The sequence below is a fragment of the Lysinibacillus sp. C5.1 genome (genome assembly GCF_016350185.1).
GTDB lineage: Bacteria > Bacillota > Bacilli > Bacillales_A > Planococcaceae > Lysinibacillus > Lysinibacillus sphaericus.
This window is the reverse complement of record NZ_CP066226.1, coordinates 409490-426265: the sequence shown is the minus strand read 5'-3', so window position 1 is coordinate 426265 and position 16776 is coordinate 409490. Positions and strand designations below refer to the sequence as shown.

At 38.7% G+C, this 16776-nt stretch carries 10 protein-coding genes; 1 reads left to right on the top strand and 9 read right to left on the bottom strand.

Going from position 1 to position 16776, the window contains the following annotated elements:
• Position 1: 1 nt before the first annotated feature.
• From I5435_RS01975 to I5435_RS01955, 5 genes are all read right to left on the bottom strand, one after another.
• A complete protein-coding gene (locus I5435_RS01975; RefSeq protein WP_337983146.1) occupies positions 2 to 1642 on the bottom strand; it encodes an AMP-binding protein in 1641 nt (546 codons plus the stop codon).
• A 31-nt stretch (positions 1643 to 1673) separates the two neighbouring features.
• The gene (locus tag I5435_RS01970; protein WP_024362792.1) at positions 1674 to 2816 is read right to left on the bottom strand and encodes an acyl-CoA dehydrogenase; all 1143 of its coding nucleotides are present in this window, start codon (positions 2814 to 2816) and stop codon (positions 1674 to 1676) included.
• Between the two features lie 88 nt (positions 2817 to 2904).
• Positions 2905 to 3555, bottom strand: a complete 651-nt coding sequence (locus I5435_RS01965) for a TetR/AcrR family transcriptional regulator (protein ID WP_024362791.1) — start codon at positions 3553 to 3555, stop codon at positions 2905 to 2907.
• A gap of 409 nt (positions 3556 to 3964) precedes the next feature.
• Positions 3965 to 6043: a serine hydrolase domain-containing protein gene (locus I5435_RS01960; RefSeq protein WP_337983145.1), complete on the bottom strand. Its 2079-nt coding sequence runs from the start codon at positions 6041 to 6043 to the stop codon at positions 3965 to 3967.
• An 875-nt stretch (positions 6044 to 6918) separates the two neighbouring features.
• Positions 6919 to 9114 (bottom strand): DNA topoisomerase III, encoded by a 2196-nt coding sequence (locus I5435_RS01955; RefSeq protein ID WP_024362789.1) that lies wholly within the window; start codon positions 9112 to 9114, stop codon positions 6919 to 6921.
• Between the two features lie 517 nt (positions 9115 to 9631).
• On the opposite strand from I5435_RS01955, the gene I5435_RS01950 reads away from it, so the two are divergent.
• Positions 9632 to 9766 (top strand): hypothetical protein, encoded by a 135-nt coding sequence (locus I5435_RS01950; protein WP_255313808.1) that lies wholly within the window; start codon positions 9632 to 9634, stop codon positions 9764 to 9766.
• A 445-nt stretch (positions 9767 to 10211) separates the two neighbouring features.
• Here the strand turns inward: I5435_RS01950 and I5435_RS01945 are convergent, their stop codons facing one another.
• From I5435_RS01945 to I5435_RS01930, 4 genes are all read right to left on the bottom strand, one after another.
• A complete protein-coding gene (locus I5435_RS01945; protein ID WP_229388424.1) occupies positions 10212 to 11279 on the bottom strand; it encodes a glycosyltransferase family 2 protein in 1068 nt (355 codons plus the stop codon).
• Between the two features lie 106 nt (positions 11280 to 11385).
• Complete coding sequence (locus I5435_RS01940) at positions 11386 to 12135, bottom strand: hypothetical protein (RefSeq protein WP_025218530.1); 750 nt, start codon at positions 12133 to 12135, stop codon at positions 11386 to 11388.
• Between the two features lies 1 nt (position 12136).
• Positions 12137 to 15919 (bottom strand): DEAD/DEAH box helicase, encoded by a 3783-nt coding sequence (locus tag I5435_RS01935; RefSeq protein WP_231785471.1) that lies wholly within the window; start codon positions 15917 to 15919, stop codon positions 12137 to 12139.
• 186 nt (positions 15920 to 16105) lie between these two features.
• Positions 16106 to 16660, bottom strand: a complete 555-nt coding sequence (locus I5435_RS01930; protein ID WP_024362785.1) for an NADPH-dependent FMN reductase — start codon at positions 16658 to 16660, stop codon at positions 16106 to 16108.
• Between the last annotated feature and the right edge of the window lie 116 nt (positions 16661 to 16776).

The following is a 16776-nucleotide window of genomic DNA, read 5'->3' as shown; positions in this document are numbered from 1 at the left end:
CCTATTTCACCTTCACTGCTGCCAAAAATTCTTCGCGTAGCTTAAATTTCTGTACTTTTCCTGAAGCAGTCATTGGGTAGCTATCGATAAAGAAAATATGTCTTGGAATTTTATGTTTAGAAATTTTATCGCGACAAAATGCTCGAATTTCTTCTTCTGTCGCCTGTTCCCCTTCTCGTAAAATAATCCATGCTGCCGCTTCTTCTCCATACTTAGGATCGGGAACACCAGCGACCTGCACATCTGCAATTTTTGGGAACGTGTATAGAAATTCTTCAATTTCACGTGGATATAAATTTTCTCCACCACGAATAATCATGTCCTTCAAACGACCTGTTACTCTGACATAACCATCCTCATCCATCGTCGCTAAATCACCCGTATGCAGCCAACCGTCTTGATCGATTGCAAGTTGGGTTTCTTCTTGGTTGTTATAATAGCCTTTCATCACATGGTAGCCTCTTGTACAAAGCTCACCTTGCTCGTTTATCGGCGCTTCCACATCTGTACCAGGAACAACAATTTTAACTTCTAGATTTGGTAATGCTCGACCTACTGTCTCTACTTTTAAATGGAATGGATCATCTGCTCGTGTTTGTGTAATAACAGGTGAAGATTCCGTTTGACCATAACAAATGGTTATGTCAGTCATCCCCATTTTTTCGATGACCGCTTTCATGACTTCGATTGGGCAATTAGAGCCTGCCATTACGCCCGTTCGCAATGTCGATAAGTCGTATGACGAAAAATTCTGCAAATTCAATTCACTTATAAACATTGTTGGTACACCGTGTAATGCTGTACATTTCTCTTTTTCAACTGTTCGTAACACTTCCGCAGGTGTGTATTCTTGTACTGGGACCATTGTTCCACCACTTGTCGTAATGGCTAGTGTACCGATGACACAGCCGAAACAATGAAAAAATGGCACAGGAATACATAAACGATCTGCTGAAGTTAGACGCATACATTCAGCGATGTTAACGGCATTATTAACTAGGTTATAATGTGTTAACATAACACCTTTTGGAAAACCTGTTGTACCTGAAGTATATTGAATATTAATGACATCATCATAATGTAATGAAGCCTGTATTTGATCTAATTGTTGCTCTGTTACTTGCTTTGCAGATGCCAATACATCTGACCAATTCAGGACACCTGGGTACTTTGTTTCGCCAATTAAAATAACATTTTTTAATAGAGGTAGTCGCTTCGATTGCAAATTACCTGGTTCACAATGTTCAAGCTCAGGACATATTTCTTGGAGTGTATGAATAAAAGAATGGTCACGAAAATTTTCGATTAAAATAATCGTCTTTGCATCGGATTGTCTTAGTAAATATTCCAGTTCATGGGCACGATAATTGGTGTTAACAGTGACAATTGGCGCACCCATTTTTCCTGTACCAAACTGTAACTGTACCCACTCCGGAACATTTGTTGTCCACACGGCAATATGGTCTCCTTTTTCAATTCCAAGGGCCAGTAACCCCCTTGCCACTAAACGACTTTGCTGGTTTAACTCCTCATAAGTCAACCGCAAGTCTCTGTCTGCATACACTAGCGCTTCATGTTTAGGATATTTTTTAGCCTGTTCATCGAGCAATTGACCAATTGTTTGATACACAAGTTCTGCCATGAAAATCCCCCTTCAATATGCTATTTAATTTTTAACAGCCAATTAGACGAGAAATAACGAGACGTTGAATTTCAGATGTTCCTTCACCGATTTCCATTAACTTAATATCACGCAAATGACGTTCTACATCATATTCCTTCATATAACCTGAACCACCATGAATTTGAATGGCTTGATTACAAGTACGGAAGCCCATCTCAGAAGCAAATAATTTCGCCATCGCTGCCTCTTTAGCAAATGGTTTTTTCTGATCTTTAAGCCACGCTGCTTTATGTACTAGCGTACGAGCTAGCTCAATTTCCATTGCCATATCTGCCAACTTAAACTGTATTGCTTGAAACTTGGCGATTGGTGCCCCAAACTGCTCTCGTTCATTGGCATACTTTAATGCTTTTTCATATGCAGATTGTGCAATGCCGACTGATAGCGCAGCTATGGAAATACGGCCACCATCCAATGTATTTAAAAATTGACTGAATCCACGTTTTTCGTCCCCTAATAAATTCGTTCTTGGTACGCGAACATTTTGCAAAATAATTTCACAAGTATTGGAACCACGCACACCCATCTTGTCATAATTACAATTGATTGTGACACCAGGCGTATTCGTTGGCACAATAATGGATGAAATGATTTTTTTGCCATCTTCACGTTTACCTGTTACTGCCGTGACAATAATTTGGCGCGCATGACCTGCATTGGTAATCCAGCATTTTTCTCCGTTAATAACGTAATCATCACCATCTATAACTGCTGTTGTACGGGTACCGCCAGCATCAGACCCCGCATTAGGTTCCGTTAAGCCGAAAGCACCTAATGTTTCCCCTTTCGCTAAAGGAACAAGCCATTCACGCTTTTGCTCTTCCGTACCAAAATTATAGATAGGAGCGGCGCCTAAGCTTACTGCTGCTGCATAGCTTAAACCCGTACCACCACACGCACGTCCAATTTCTTCAACAGCTATTGCATAGGAAACCGTGTCTCCTCCAGAACCACCATATTCCTCTGGAAACGGGATACCTAATAAGCCTAGCTCAGCCATTTTTTCAAAGCTTTCTATTCTCATTGTTGATGTCTCGTCGACTTCACGAGCATAAGGTTTAATCTCTTTCTCTGCAAAATCACGTACCATGTCTCGAATCATCGCTTGCTCTTTCGTTAGTTCAAAGTTCATTCCCATTTCCCCCTAATATCCAATTTGCCATAGCGGAATTCATTCAGACGACAGTTACACAATATTTAGACCGACTAGTCGGTCTGTACTAAACATTAATAAAACCAGCTTGTTCTTCTGGCTTCATCTTTACCATAAATTGAGTTGCTTCTTCCATAGCTTGGTCTGTCACAATTGCTCGTAATATCATATCTGTAAATACTTCTGTAATTTCCTCCATTGTTAACGGACCCGTTTGTTTAAACCACATATATGTCCAGTTAATCATCCCTACAATGGCCATTGTTACAATTGTACAAGGCAATTCAGCACGAAAATCCTTTGTCTGTTGCCCTTCTTCAATTACCTTTTGTAAAATATCCCGATATTGATCCCGCTTCTTATGAATGATTGCACTATATTCTTCTGATAAAGAACGGCTTTCCTCATAAAATACGGTAATATGAGATTGGTATACATCAAACACTTGGGTCAACGTTTGAAGCATTGCACATAAGCGTTTAATCGGTGTATCGTATTTGTCATACGCTTCCTGTGACTGTTTAATCACATAGGAAATAAACACGTCATGAACCTCATACAACAGTTCATCTTTCGATTTAAAATTATGATAAAACCCACCTTTTGATGCGCCAATATACTCCACAATGCGTTCAACTGTTACATTGTGATAGCCATCTTGCTGAAACAGTACTACAGAAGCATCTACAATTCTTTGTTTTAACGTTTTTTTTACCATAGGCATCTATCATCCTTCTTTTATAACACTTACCCCTTTGTTCCCTATAACTAGGACTAACATTTTCTTAATTTTCCTAATTATAAAAACTATGACACTCTAAATATAGCATCACAAAAATTGACTGTCTAGTTTAAAAAAGAATTTTAATGACATTAAAAAGAAAATAAACTACATTAAACAGAATAAAATAATGTACCACTTTCACAAAACACATACAATAACTGTATGCACACCATTTAAAATTCATTACTTTCGTGCCAGTCACTCAAACAATTTATAAAAAATACCTCGAGGCGTTGGTGTCGATGCCGAAAGTAGCACGCTGATATAACCTTATACAAACAAAACCAGCAAAACATCTTTCCGATGTCCTACTGGTTTTGTTGAAGTCCCTCTTGAATTGTAGCTAGTTCAACGTGATTGCAAATTCCGAATTCGATGCACCAGCAAATACAACCGTTCCGTTCTTCGGCAGTTTTACTTTGTTATTGCCATTTACAACAGTAAAATTAATACATAATCCCTTGTCATCATACACCGCAAACGAACTATTTGATGGCAACTCCACCGTCATCGTTTTCCCTGCTAACGCTTCCGGGATTGTAAACCAGCTCGCATGTCCATTTGCTTGTAGTGTAACTTTGGATGATTGGCTTGCATCAAGCGGTTTTAAGTTGGATTCACTTACGTATAAAAATCCGGACATCTCTAAATATTCATCGTCACCTTCTGTATAGAAACTGGTTTCCGTCGTATCACGTCCACCCATCACAGGTATTTGGAGCTGATGCATCGCCGTGTTAGGGCCTGTAATCTTACTACTTCCCCAATAGCCTTCCATCGCTTCCTTGCTATTAATTTGGATAGGCACGATTGGTGCAAAATATAGCAAAGAACTAAATTTCTCACTCACAAGATAAAACTTGACACCTTCTCGCTTTGCCCATGCGGCAGCTGTTTCTTTCGATAGCACATTGTCTTCAAGTTTCTCGGCTACATAATGCGTAATCGCTATTTGCCCTAAATCTGGCAGAGACGAATATGTGCTCTCCTTCAAATAAGTTCGTCCATTCTTCTCCGTGACGAAGTTAAGCTTGGCGGTACCATTCTCATTCATAAAGCTTCCATCGGCAGTATATATATATTTTTCTTCTGGATTAGTTGGCAAGATTAGTTCGTCATTCTTCGTAATTTCTATTTTGAAATGACCGGAACTATTGCCGTAAAAACCTGCTTTCTTCGCTAGATCTTCAGGCATTTTGTCCTTGACTGGCTTGCCAAAGGATTTACTCGGCTTGATGTCCTTAATTGTGCCCTTCTCTTTAAGCGCAGCGAGCAGTATTTCAGTCGCCATTAGTTGATTTGTCATGCTGCTACCGCCAGATGATAACACAGCCATTGCCATCTTCTGTTCAGGAAGTACTACCAGTGAAGCATGTTGCAATCCCGTGTCGCCGCCTTTAGCCAAACCTTTTATCCCATATTCACTAAATGGATATAGTTTCACACTATCCCAACCAAGACCATAGTTGATAATACTATCTCCATCCTCTGGCCACATTCCTTTTTTATATTCCTCTTGCTCCATCGCCTGAACTGCCTTGTCAGAGAGGATTCCTTTTCCCTGTCCCATAAATATTTGTGAGAATTGCACAACATCTTCGGCAGTGGAAGAAATCCCTCCCGTACCAATCACATTCACTGATTCAGGTGGAAGCTGTCCTTGATATGTTGGAAAATAAAGTCCTGCCCGCTTATCATTTTCCCATTCGTCCTGTGGCGTTTTCGTATGATTTAGCTTTAAAGGTTCTGTAAACTGTTGATGGATAAATTCCGTAAAGCTCATACCGCTGACTCTTTCGACCATTATCTCGGCTAACGTAAAACCGTCGTTGCAGTATACTGAGAACGCGCCAGGATCAGCCTTCAATTGTTGGTTGGATAATTGGCGTAACAAGTTATCATGGGCATAAGTATCATTATCGTTAAATAAAAAAGTATTAGTAAACGTACTACCTTGCAAGCCAGAGGAGTGGTTTAATAGCATACGTGGCGTAATGCTTTTGTAACGCTCATCTTTCATCTTGAAATCAGGAATATAGTGGACAACAGGTTCATCCAAATCGACTTTTCCTTCATCGACCAATTTCATAACAGCTGCAGTTGCATACATTTTACTGACTGAACCAATCCCGTATAAAGTATCTTTAGTCAGCGGCAGTTTCCCTTCCATATCATTCTTGCCTGTCTGACCTGACAAAACAAGTTTACCATTATCAATTAGCGCATACTGCACGCTAGTCGTCTCATAGGAATTCGTAAGTAGCGCAGCCTTCTCTTCCGCAATCTTTTTTAGTTCTTGACTAGCTAATTCTTGGCTAGCCACAACCGCAGTCTGACTGTTAGAAAACGCCAACGCCCCAGTTGGTAGACTTATTGTTAATGCTAATGTAGCGGCTAACACCGCAGATAGTTTATTTTTCATAATTGCCCCCTAAGATAAGTAATCGATTTCATTGCTTCTACCTTGTTTAGCAGTATAGCTCAACTAATCTAGATCAGAACCTCTCCTTCCAACTAATTTGGTAAATATCCACAGCAAATCTGTTATACACAAGATAACACAGTTTTGTTATTACAGTCAAATATTTCTATTAATATAAATATCAAACAAAAAATCTCTCCACTATAGCGTGGAGATGATGTTAATTTTCTTATGTCCTCCGTTCACATAGTCTTTAAGTGCGGTGATTAAAATAACTGTTAGTGGAGAGAGTTGGTGTTTGAGAGAAATTGAAGAAGAACTAGCAGAAAAATGTGGACTACAAACTTCTTATTGAAAAGAAATGGAGCGTGGAGCTAAGAATATTACTTTACTAACGTTAGGCAAAATTCCTAAATACGGATTGGGGGGACGGAGATTTTCTACAAAATGCCCTCGAACATTGGTTAGGGAATTTTATTACTAATAATTTGTTGTTTCTACCTTTAGGTACATATAAAATATATAGCTTAATCCTAAAAAAATATCTCCCTGTTGGATAAACAGATTAATCTGGCTATCCAACAGGGAGCAAATCAAATGCATGCATTTCATTAAGAGCGCTACGTTAAATAGCGATTCTATGCCTCGTTTAGCTGCTTTGTTAGCGAGTAATATTCTATCTACCAGAAAATAATAGACCAACGATATTCTGCAAAGATTTATTTTTTACATCGAGAAGCTTCTGGTTTAGGTCAATTTATTAGTGGTACCGATATTGAAACATATTTGCCAGAATGAAAACTAAATTTCTACTAGTTAACAGTCTATGGGCAAATTCTATTGAATTTGCCTATAGTCCTAAATCTTCCGATGATTTAATTATCAGAGTTAAAGCCTTTTAATAGATCTGCAAACGGATTATTCAAAGGTTCTTCTTCTTTTGCTTGTTGTTTCAAATACTTTTGTACACTTCGCTTATCCACTTTTCCGCCACCTTCTTTTTTGCGACGAGCTTCAAAGGCAGATAATTTTTCACGATGTCCGCATTTGCATACGAAGATTTGACCATCGCCTTCACCACGTAACTCTAGTTTTTTCTTACATTGAGGACAACGAGCGTTCGTTATGCGAGCTACATTTTTCTTGTATCCACATTCACGATCTTGGCATACAAGCATTTTACCTTTCTTACCGTTCACTTCAAGCATTGGTTTGTTGCAATCAGGGCATGATTTCGTTGAAATATTATCATGCTTATACTTCTTATCGCTTGATTTGATTTCTGCAACTATTTTTTTCGTGTGTTGCTTCATTTCATTGATAAATACTTCTTTCTTCAATTTCCCTTTTGCAATCAACTCCAACTTTTGTTCCCATTCAGCAGTCGTTGCAGGTGAGCGTAATTCTTCAGGTACTAAATCTAATAGCTGGCGACCTTTTGAAGTAATATAAATTTCTTTACCGCCTCGTTGCTCAATCATAAAGGAATTAAAAAGCTTATCAATAATATCGGCACGCGTTGCTACAGTACCTAATCCCCCCGTTGATTTTAAAGTATCGGCTAACTGTTTATCATTACTCTCTAAATACTTTGTCGGGTTTTCCATCGCAGATAGTAATGTTGCTTCATTAAAACGTGCTGGGGGCTTTGTTTGACCCGTTGTTTGTGCAATTAAATGAACTTCTAATGTTGTGCCATTTTCGATTCGAGGGAAAACTTGCTCTTTTAAGTCGTCATTCGATTCCTCATCATCAAAGCGGTTTTCATATACTTCCTTCCAACCAGCTACAGTGATTGTTTTTCCTTTTGCAACAAAATTTTCATCACTAATTTTAGCGCGTAACGTTAATTGTTCAAATTCATGTGCTGGGAAAAATACCGCTAAGAAACGTTTTACAACTAAATCATAAATCTTACGTTCTTTATCATTAAAGTTTGCGAAATTTACGTATTCTTCAGTTGGAATGATCGCATGGTGATCAGAAACTTTAGCATCGTCTACAAACGCTTTAGTTGCTTTTATAGGTTTAGATAAAATTTTATTAGCAAACGGGCGGTATTCGCCAATTCCGCATGCTTTTAGACGTTCTGGTAACGTTGCTACGATATCGCTTGAAATATATCGTGAATCAGTACGAGGATACGTTAATACTTTATGTTGCTCATATAGCTTTTGCATAATATTTAAAGTTTCTTTCGCAGAGTAACCAAAAATTTTATTCGCATCGCGTTGTAATTCTGTTAAATCATACAGCCCAGGTGCAAACGATTTTTTAGGCTTACGCTCTACTTCAATTACCTTTGCGTTGTTGTTACCTAGTTTTTTAACGATGGTATCGATTTTACCTTTTTCAAAGCTACGGCTATTGCCTTTTGCATCTTGCCAAGTAAGTTTTAAATTATCTTTTGTTTTTGCTTCAATACCGTAATATGTTTGAGGTTTAAAATTTTTAATTTCTTCTTCGCGAGCTGCAACCATGGCAACAACAGGTGTTTGGACACGCCCGCAGTTTAATTGTGCATTAAAACGTGTTGTTAAAGCACGTGTTGCATTCAATCCGATATACCAGTCAGCTTCACTACGAGCTACAGCAGCATGATATAGATTTTCATAATTTTTGCCTGGTTTAAGATTGTCAAAGCCCTCTTTAATTGCTTTGTCGGTTACAGAAGAAATCCATAGACGTTTGATTGGCTTTTTAGTGTTTGCTTTTTCAATAATCCAGCGTGCTACTAATTCGCCCTCTCTCCCAGCGTCCGTAGCTACAATTATTTCTTTTACATCATTTCGAGTTAGTTGCGATTTCACCGCATTATATTGTTTACCTGTTTGCTTCATTACAACCAATTTCATGCGTTCCGGAAGCATTGGTAAATCTTCTAAATTCCATGTTTTATACTTCACGTCATATGCTTCTGGGTCCGCTAATGTTACAAGATGTCCCAGTGCCCACGTCACAATATATTTGTCGCCTTCTAAAAAACCATTCCCTTTTTTTGTACATTTTAGTACATTTGCGATGTCACGCGCAACCGATGGTTTTTCGGCAATTACTAAACTTTTTGCCATATTTTCATACTCCTTTACTTACATCTGTCATGTTAAATATACCACAAGTAAAGCGTTAAATTTTTTTAGCCACTCTTACTTAGAAGTTCTACTAAGGTGATGAGTGGAATTTTCAAAAGTATTAAAGATGATTTTAAGTATGCATAGGAAGGCTGCTAGTTTATCAGGAGCAGCTAGGCAGTCTAGTTTAACGACAATTTTCATATGAAAATGTAGTTTCACATTGCAAACAACTGGTTCAATATTCAATGGGCTGTAGAGGAAAAGTTGTGTGAAATGATTAGTTGCGTCTTGAATTTTCTTTTTTTCATCTAGTAAAATGTACATAAACTAGTAAAATTTTTAACTGTTGCATCATTCATCGTTCCATCCCTCATATTTGCCTATATTGTATTCCTTTAAGGTTTTATAATTAAACATTTACATAAAAAAGTATTTTTAAAACTGCATACTCCTATTCCCTTAACATATATTGAATTGCCATAATATTCTCAAAATTATGAAGGAGGAGAAGAAAATGCAAGCTCAAGACTTTAGACCACGAAATGTGATTATTATTACGATTATTGTTGTTTTGTCACTTATTATTGGTCACGCGATTTATGTAGATTATATTGATGTTTCTTCATATGTAAATGAAATCGTTGAATAAGTTCTAAGGTATTCCATTGGATTGTGCAAAACTGAATCAAAGTGAAGCTTGTGGCAGTCATTAATATGTAAGTGGAATCATGCCATAAATTTATATAGTAATAAAAAGAAGAATCTGCATAGCACTCTTTACTGTTACGAGGAGGGGTATAGGCAGATTCTTTTTTCAACACTGATGGGAGTTTATAGTGCTTTCGCGGGTAAACCTCTTTACTCCGCGGGTATTTCTCTCCCTTTCGCGGGTAAACACCTTTACTCCGCGGGTATTTCTCTCCTTTTCGCGGGTAAACCTCCTTACTCCGCGGGTATTTCTCTCCTTTTCGCGGGTAAACCTCCTTACTCCGCGAGTATTTCTCTCCCTTTCGCGGGTAAACACCTTTACTCCGCGGGTATTTCTCTCCTTTTCGCGGGTAAACCTCCTTACTCCGCGGGTATTTCGCAACCAGTCATTTGTGTAGCTGTTTGCGAAGATATTGTTGATGGTCAAGTATGCGTTGATCGTTTGGTTTATGGTGGCGTGCTGCTTCATTGTGTTCATAGGCATTTTCATAAAGCCGTAATCGATCATATAATAGACTTAATTGATAATGCGGTATCCATGTTGAGTATGCTCGTTTGTAAACGCCAATAGTGCAAGGCGTTACTTGTAAAGCTTGGGAATACCAATAAATTGCTTCCTTATTTTTCGATTGCGCCATAAAGTGTTGACCGATTCGACAGCATGTTTCCGGTTTTGGTTGATCATACAATAATGATTGAAAAACAGCCTGTGTCGCATTCTTGGTATCTTGTAATTGCTCATAGCAATCTGCTAAATTTAAACAAGCTTGAACTTGGGCCTCAGATGTTTCGAGTGCTGTATCTAAAAATGTATGATAGTGATTAATTGCTTCTAAAAAACGGCTGTGTTGTTTTAATTCATTTGCATAATGGAAAAAATCTCTTGGCGCAAATGTATATCCATCTGCTATTAACCGCTCATATATGCGTAGATTACGAGCTGTTTGTTGCTTTACTGGTACATGCACAACTGTTACATCACTTTTATAGATGTTACCTGTTACATCCAAAAACTCATGCACTGCTCCCTGCCACTGATAATGACGTGCTCGCTTTACTAACCGGTATCTTTTTTCACTCGTTGCGACAGTCCCATCCGCCTCTAGCGTTACAACATAATCCATTGAAACTGCATCGATGCTTGGATAAAGAAATTGCTTTAATTGTACTAACTTTTGCTGATGTTCAGATGTGAGCACATCATCTGCATCAAGCCACAAAATATAATCTTTCGTTGCTTGCTGGAAGGAAAAGTTCCGCGCCTTTGCAAAATCATCGCACCACGGAAAATCAAAAATTCTAGAGGTATAGTGCTGTGCAATATCCTTTGTACGATCAGTTGAGCCAGTATCAATAATATTGATTTCATCCACTACATGTTGGACGGAATCTAAACATCTTTCGAGCAAGCTTTCTTCATTTTTGACAATCATACATAAACTAATCGTTATCATTAGGACCCTCCTTTATGTAAGTAATATATGCAGGCTAGAAAATTTGCACGCTGTTATCTAAATGCACAAAAAAAACGAACGGCAACTGCGCCGCTCGTTCTCGCATTTATAAATATTGTGCTCGCCATTGTGGCTGCTCTTGGTCTGTAAGTTGCTGTTCTAGCTCTTCGTCCCATTTATTTAACAAAGTATTCCATACACGAACGTAGATAATATCTTGTTCCTTATCGTAAAGAAGAAATTCTAGACATGGAATATCATTGATTTGTTTCGCTTCTGATGTCACAATGGTTTCGATTATTTTCTGCGAGCTTGATGCTTCTTCCTCTCCCTGCTGTAAAGCTATAAGCAACATTGCCTCATCAAATTGTTCTTGCTGCTCTGCCTCTTTATCAACATAACGATAAGGAGCTGGCAACTCATCAAATTCCTCTATCTCGTCTTCTCCAACAGGGAGAATCGCTTGGTGGCATGGACTAAATAACAAAGTCGCTGTTTCGACTTCTAACTCCTCTTCGAAAATGCCACGTGCCAACTGTTGTTGTCCTTTAGGGGTTAATGTATAGAAGCCCTCTGATTGCTCGATAAGACGCACGCGAGACATTAATGATACTAAATCCTCAATAAACAGTGGGTCTACTAGTAAAAGCTCACTTAACTCCTGCACATTTTGAAAATTCGCTTCCTGCATGCTTATTAACAGCATTTGCATCAAGACATCCATCGTAGAGCGACGAATCGGCTCATATGTTACCTCAATGGTACGAATTGGAATGCACCAATCCGTTGCCTTTACTATTTTGACATGACGATTTTGTTGTAACTCTCTCATTAAACGTTGCTGTATTTTCAACACCCTACATCACCTGTCCTTTATGATTACGTAAGCCATTGTAGGATTTCACCGTTGTTAAAAGATTGCTGTACATATCACGTGTATCCTGATGTTTCGCACGTTTTGCAAACATATCAGCACTGCCGACAAGCATTAACAGTTCTCGCGCACGAGATAGCGCGACATTTAACCTGCGATAATCTCTCGCAAAGCCAATGTCCCCTCCCTTTGGCGTATTCCGTACCATACTCACTAAGATGACATCCATCTCCATCCCTTGGAATTTATCGACTGTGCCCGTTCTAAATTGGAGATGTGGTAACTGTAATTCTTGCTGAAGAAGGCGATTAATTTTCTTCACCTGCTCGCCATAGAAGCTAATAACGCCTACACTTTTCTGTGCATCCTGTGGTATGCGACCAGCCTTTTTCGCTTCCATTACAGCACTATTTAAGTCTGTTAAAATACTGCGGATTGTTTGTAGTTCTCCTTCATTATAACGACTTGTGCCACCCTTAACTTGTTCCTCTAAAAACGGTCTTTCCGCTGGCATATCAATCCATAGCAAATGATCATCACGACCGACAAATTGCCCTTCTAAGCCATGGTCACGGGCTGCATCCGAATCTGGTAATCCACATTGCAAGCCGTTTTCTTCCTTAGCGTAAAATGGTGTAATGCTGTGCATGATTTTTTCATGCATACGATACTGCAATGCAAGCATTTGCTTATGTGTTGAAGGTAGGTTATTAAATAATCGCTCAAATAGCGACTCACGAAGCAAGCTTTTCAACTCTTGCGCCCCATCAAAATTAGGATTTTCTTCTAGCATTCCTTTCAATGTTTCCTCCAACGTATCATCACCGAGCAACGGCGGTAATTGATGATGGTCACCCACTAAAATAATTTTTTTGCCTTTTAGCATTGGTAATAATAGCTCTGGCGGTGTAGCCTTCGATACTTCGTCGATTATTACAACATCAAACGTTGGATAGTTCTCCATAAACTCCTTGCTTGCCGAAGCAACGCATGTTGTGCCGATTACGTTGGCATGACGCACATACAATTTACGAATTTCATCTAAATCATATTCCGTAGCGTTTTGTAGCTTATCGCGCCATTGCTCTTGTAATTTCTTACGTAGAGGTAACTGCTGTTGTTTTCGATGTAGCTCTTCTAAACTTTCATTTGCTGTTTGAATAGCTTCCTTCACTTCTTCTAATGTTCGCTCTGGCGTAGCTTGTAGCAATGTTGTTAAAGCCGTTAGTTGTTTTTCCTTTTTTAGTCCTTCTATATTAATAGCTTTAATTTTTTCTTCTAATTGCGCTAGCTCTTCGTCAATCTCTTGTAAGCTTGCCTTAGCTGTTTGATGTGCCGCTCTTTTCGGTAAAAGCTGTGTATTTGCTTGTTCAACAGCCTGAAGCTGCTGACGGGCTGTTTGCACAGAGGATTGCGTTGTAGTTACGAGCATTTTCAACTGCTCTACAGATTCTTCTGGCATAGTCTCAGCTTGGAACGTATTTGCAAGTTGTTGTAAACGCTCGGTATGAGCTAAATACGGCTGCAATTGACGCTGCAAGCTTTGTACATCGAAGCTTGTAATTGCACATTCTTGGTGTATTAAACTCGCGATATTTTTGCGGAGCGACTCAAATTCACGATCTTTATGCTCCTGTTGTTGGCGAAGTGCCATCCCCTTTTGCCACACAAAATCGCGACGCATATACAGTCCCAGTAAATAGCTTTCTAACTGTTCCACTGACGGTGTTTGCCCTTCTTGAAATGAGGCATTTAGCTGTGCAAAAACGCCGTTTAAATTTTGTAGGGAAAACGATTGAACAGGCTGTTGACGACTTTTCGCAAGCGCCCGCTCTTTCCCATCAGGTGAAACCGACGCTTCAAGTTTTGCAATCGCTTTTTGTAGACGCGTATTTATGGTTGCCCATGCTTCTAAATCTTTCGCATCCTCTAAATGCTCTAGTCGTCGAATTTGCTGCGCTAACACAGGTGAAGGTTGAACTTGATAATGCTGTAAAAACCGTTGGATACGGTCATAGGTTGTTAATGAAGCGATATAATTTTGACTTTCCTTCATGAAAAGCAATCGCTTATTTTCTTGTTCATATTTCACTTGAATATCTTGAAACTGCGTTGTGAGCTCTTGTTTTTCTACAAGTAATTCTTTATATTGAATAGCCGCTTGCCATTGCTCTATTTTGATGGTGTTGTCTTGAATCGTTTGTTGTAACTGTTCAGCGGATGCGTATTCAGCTACTATGAGCTCCTGTGATTGAATAGCGGACTCTAACTGTGCAAGCTGTTTTTCATAATGCTCTTTTTGTGCTTCACTCGCTTCTTTTTCCGCTTTTGCCGTTTTTAACTCTTTTTTAAGCGATTGAATTTCTTTTTGTAAAATGGGTTCGTCGATTGCCGCTTGCTCCTTAGCAGCAATTTCCTTTGTTAGTTCTTCTAGCCACTCTTGCAATTTCGTTAGCTCATCAGTTGTTTTACTTATACTCGCTTGTAATTCTTGTTCACGTTCAGTAAAAGCCGTAATTTCTTCTTCAACAGCAGCTAATGTTTGCTCACGCCAATGTAGGGCAACATTTTCCTCAATGAATTTTTTCCCCTCTTCTTCAATACTTTCTGTTCGGCCATATCGTAAAATACGAATTTCTTGATTGGAGAGAAGTCTTCCTAAGGCATTATCAACAGCTAAGTTTGACTGTGAGGCAACGAGTGTTTTTAAGCCTGCTTTTACGTTTTGCTGGCAAATCTCTGAAATAACCGTTGTTTTCCCTGTTCCAGGGGGCCCTTGAATAACATACAAATCTTCTACAGATAACGCGCCGATGACAGCTTTCCGTTGATATTCATTTAAATTATTATGAAACTCAATATCTTCACGAAGCTTTGCTGTACGGACAGTCGGACGCTTTTCAAATAAAATCGTTTCTAAGCTAGCATTTACTGCTTCACCTTTTTCAAGCTTTGTAAAGCCGTTACGTAAGCGTCGAATTTGACTTAGTGTCGCAAAATTACTAAAGCTTACTTGTTTTGAGCGCAAATTTAGCTGGTCTTTGCGTGCTTGCTCCTGTGCAAAAGGCTTTAAGTCAACTTCCACTGTTTGCTTACCCGCATTCGCTTTTAACACTTGTCCAATTTCACCACGTACCCCTTGGATGCTCACACTTAAACCTTCAAGTTGCTTCCATTCCTTCGCTTTCACATAGGGACATACTAGTGTTAAACGTGAAAAATCTTCATTATAGTAGCTTTGTTTAAAGTCCGTATGAATATCATCGATCGTCGCATCACGTTCTTGAATTTTTAAATAGCCTTCCCAACTTGCAATACGCTTTTTCACATATTCTGTCCGTTCCTCTGCAATCGGTAACTCTCTAATTTTCGTGTGAAGATCAAGCGGGATACCAGCCCCATTATTGGGCTTTGTGACAAATTGCAGTGCCGCTGGTAAACGACGATTCGTACTAATTGGACCACGCATATGTACAAAACGTATATTTGTTGCTAATAACCCTTCCACTTTTAACACACAATCCATAATCGCTGTTTTTCCGGCCAATGTACTGTCTAACTTTTCATTATGCTCTGCATTAAAATAAATCGATAAAAACGTTTCGCCAATTGTTTTTGCTTTTCTTTTTTCAATATAGACGGTCAAAGTTTTTTGTAACGCAAAAAAGGCATGCTCATTTGCTGAGCATTCCTCTACCGCCTCCTTCGCCTTATTCGTCAAAATTAAATTACAGCGTTGTTTCTCTAGTAAAGCGATGTTCTGCATGAGCTGCCCTCCCTTCCGAATTCACTAAAGTACTATTTTATCATATCGTAAAAGGATTTCTGAAAAGAAAAATCCCCTGCACAGTGATTTCCTTCCACTGCACAAGGGACTTTATAATATTGCAAAATTACGCATCAGTGTGACTCTTGCTCGTCATAACTGTTTAGGAACAGTACTCACCTTTGTTTAATGTTGGTCTATTGTTTCTTTCGGTAATGATTTACTCATTTCACAGTACTGGACAAAAACGCGAGCCATTTCACGTAAACGATTATGAACATCCTCGTCTACAATTTTATTGTCTGCATCAAAATGTGATGTATGTGTATAGACATAGTTTGGTGTTACAAGCGCACGGAAGTAGTCTAAAATTGGTTTTAGTTGATTTTCAACTACTAAATGGTGCTGATATGTGCCACCATTCGCTACGATAGAAACAGGCTTATAACGCATCGTTTTCGGATGTAAGAAATCGAATGCATTTTTTAACACACCTGGAATTGAAGCTTGGAAAATTGGCGTAGCAATAATATACGCATCTGCTTCTTCAAATTTTTGTATCATTTTTTTCATATCATCATTTAGTGGTGAACCATCGACAATTTGATGCTTATATTCACTAAAATGCATAATTTCTAAGTCGAAACTAGCATCGAATTCTTTAATATAATGCTCTACTTGCTCTAAAATAGCACCAGTTTTACGCCCAAACATTGTGCCATCAACGAGTAAAATTTTCATATTCATTTTGCCTCCACATTCATCTTCTACAATAATATTGTAACAAATGAATAGAGTCACGGGAAGAATTGTAGCAGTCAAAACATGAAATTCAGTCTTTAGGCGGAATGATATGA

Bases quoted from the DNA above. Each gene is read 5' to 3' on its own strand.
- I5435_RS01975 (WP_337983146.1), bottom strand. From the start codon at position 1,642: ATGGCAGAACTTGTGTATCAAACAATTGGTCAATTGCTCGATGAACAG.
- I5435_RS01970 (WP_024362792.1), bottom strand. From the start codon at position 2,816: ATGAACTTTGAACTAACGAAAGAGCAAGCGATGATTCGAGACATGGTA.
- I5435_RS01965 (WP_024362791.1), bottom strand. From the start codon at position 3,555: ATGGTAAAAAAAACGTTAAAACAAAGAATTGTAGATGCTTCTGTAGTA.
- I5435_RS01960 (WP_337983145.1), bottom strand. From the start codon at position 6,043: ATGAAAAATAAACTATCTGCGGTGTTAGCCGCTACATTAGCATTAACA.
- I5435_RS01955 (WP_024362789.1), bottom strand. From the start codon at position 9,114: ATGGCAAAAAGTTTAGTAATTGCCGAAAAACCATCGGTTGCGCGTGAC.
- I5435_RS01950 (WP_255313808.1), top strand. From the start codon at position 9,632: ATGCAAGCTCAAGACTTTAGACCACGAAATGTGATTATTATTACGATT.
- I5435_RS01945 (WP_229388424.1), bottom strand. From the start codon at position 11,279: ATGATAACGATTAGTTTATGTATGATTGTCAAAAATGAAGAAAGCTTG.
- I5435_RS01935 (WP_231785471.1), bottom strand. From the start codon at position 15,919: ATGCAGAACATCGCTTTACTAGAGAAACAACGCTGTAATTTAATTTTG.
- I5435_RS01930 (WP_024362785.1), bottom strand. From the start codon at position 16,660: ATGAAAATTTTACTCGTTGATGGCACAATGTTTGGGCGTAAAACTGGT.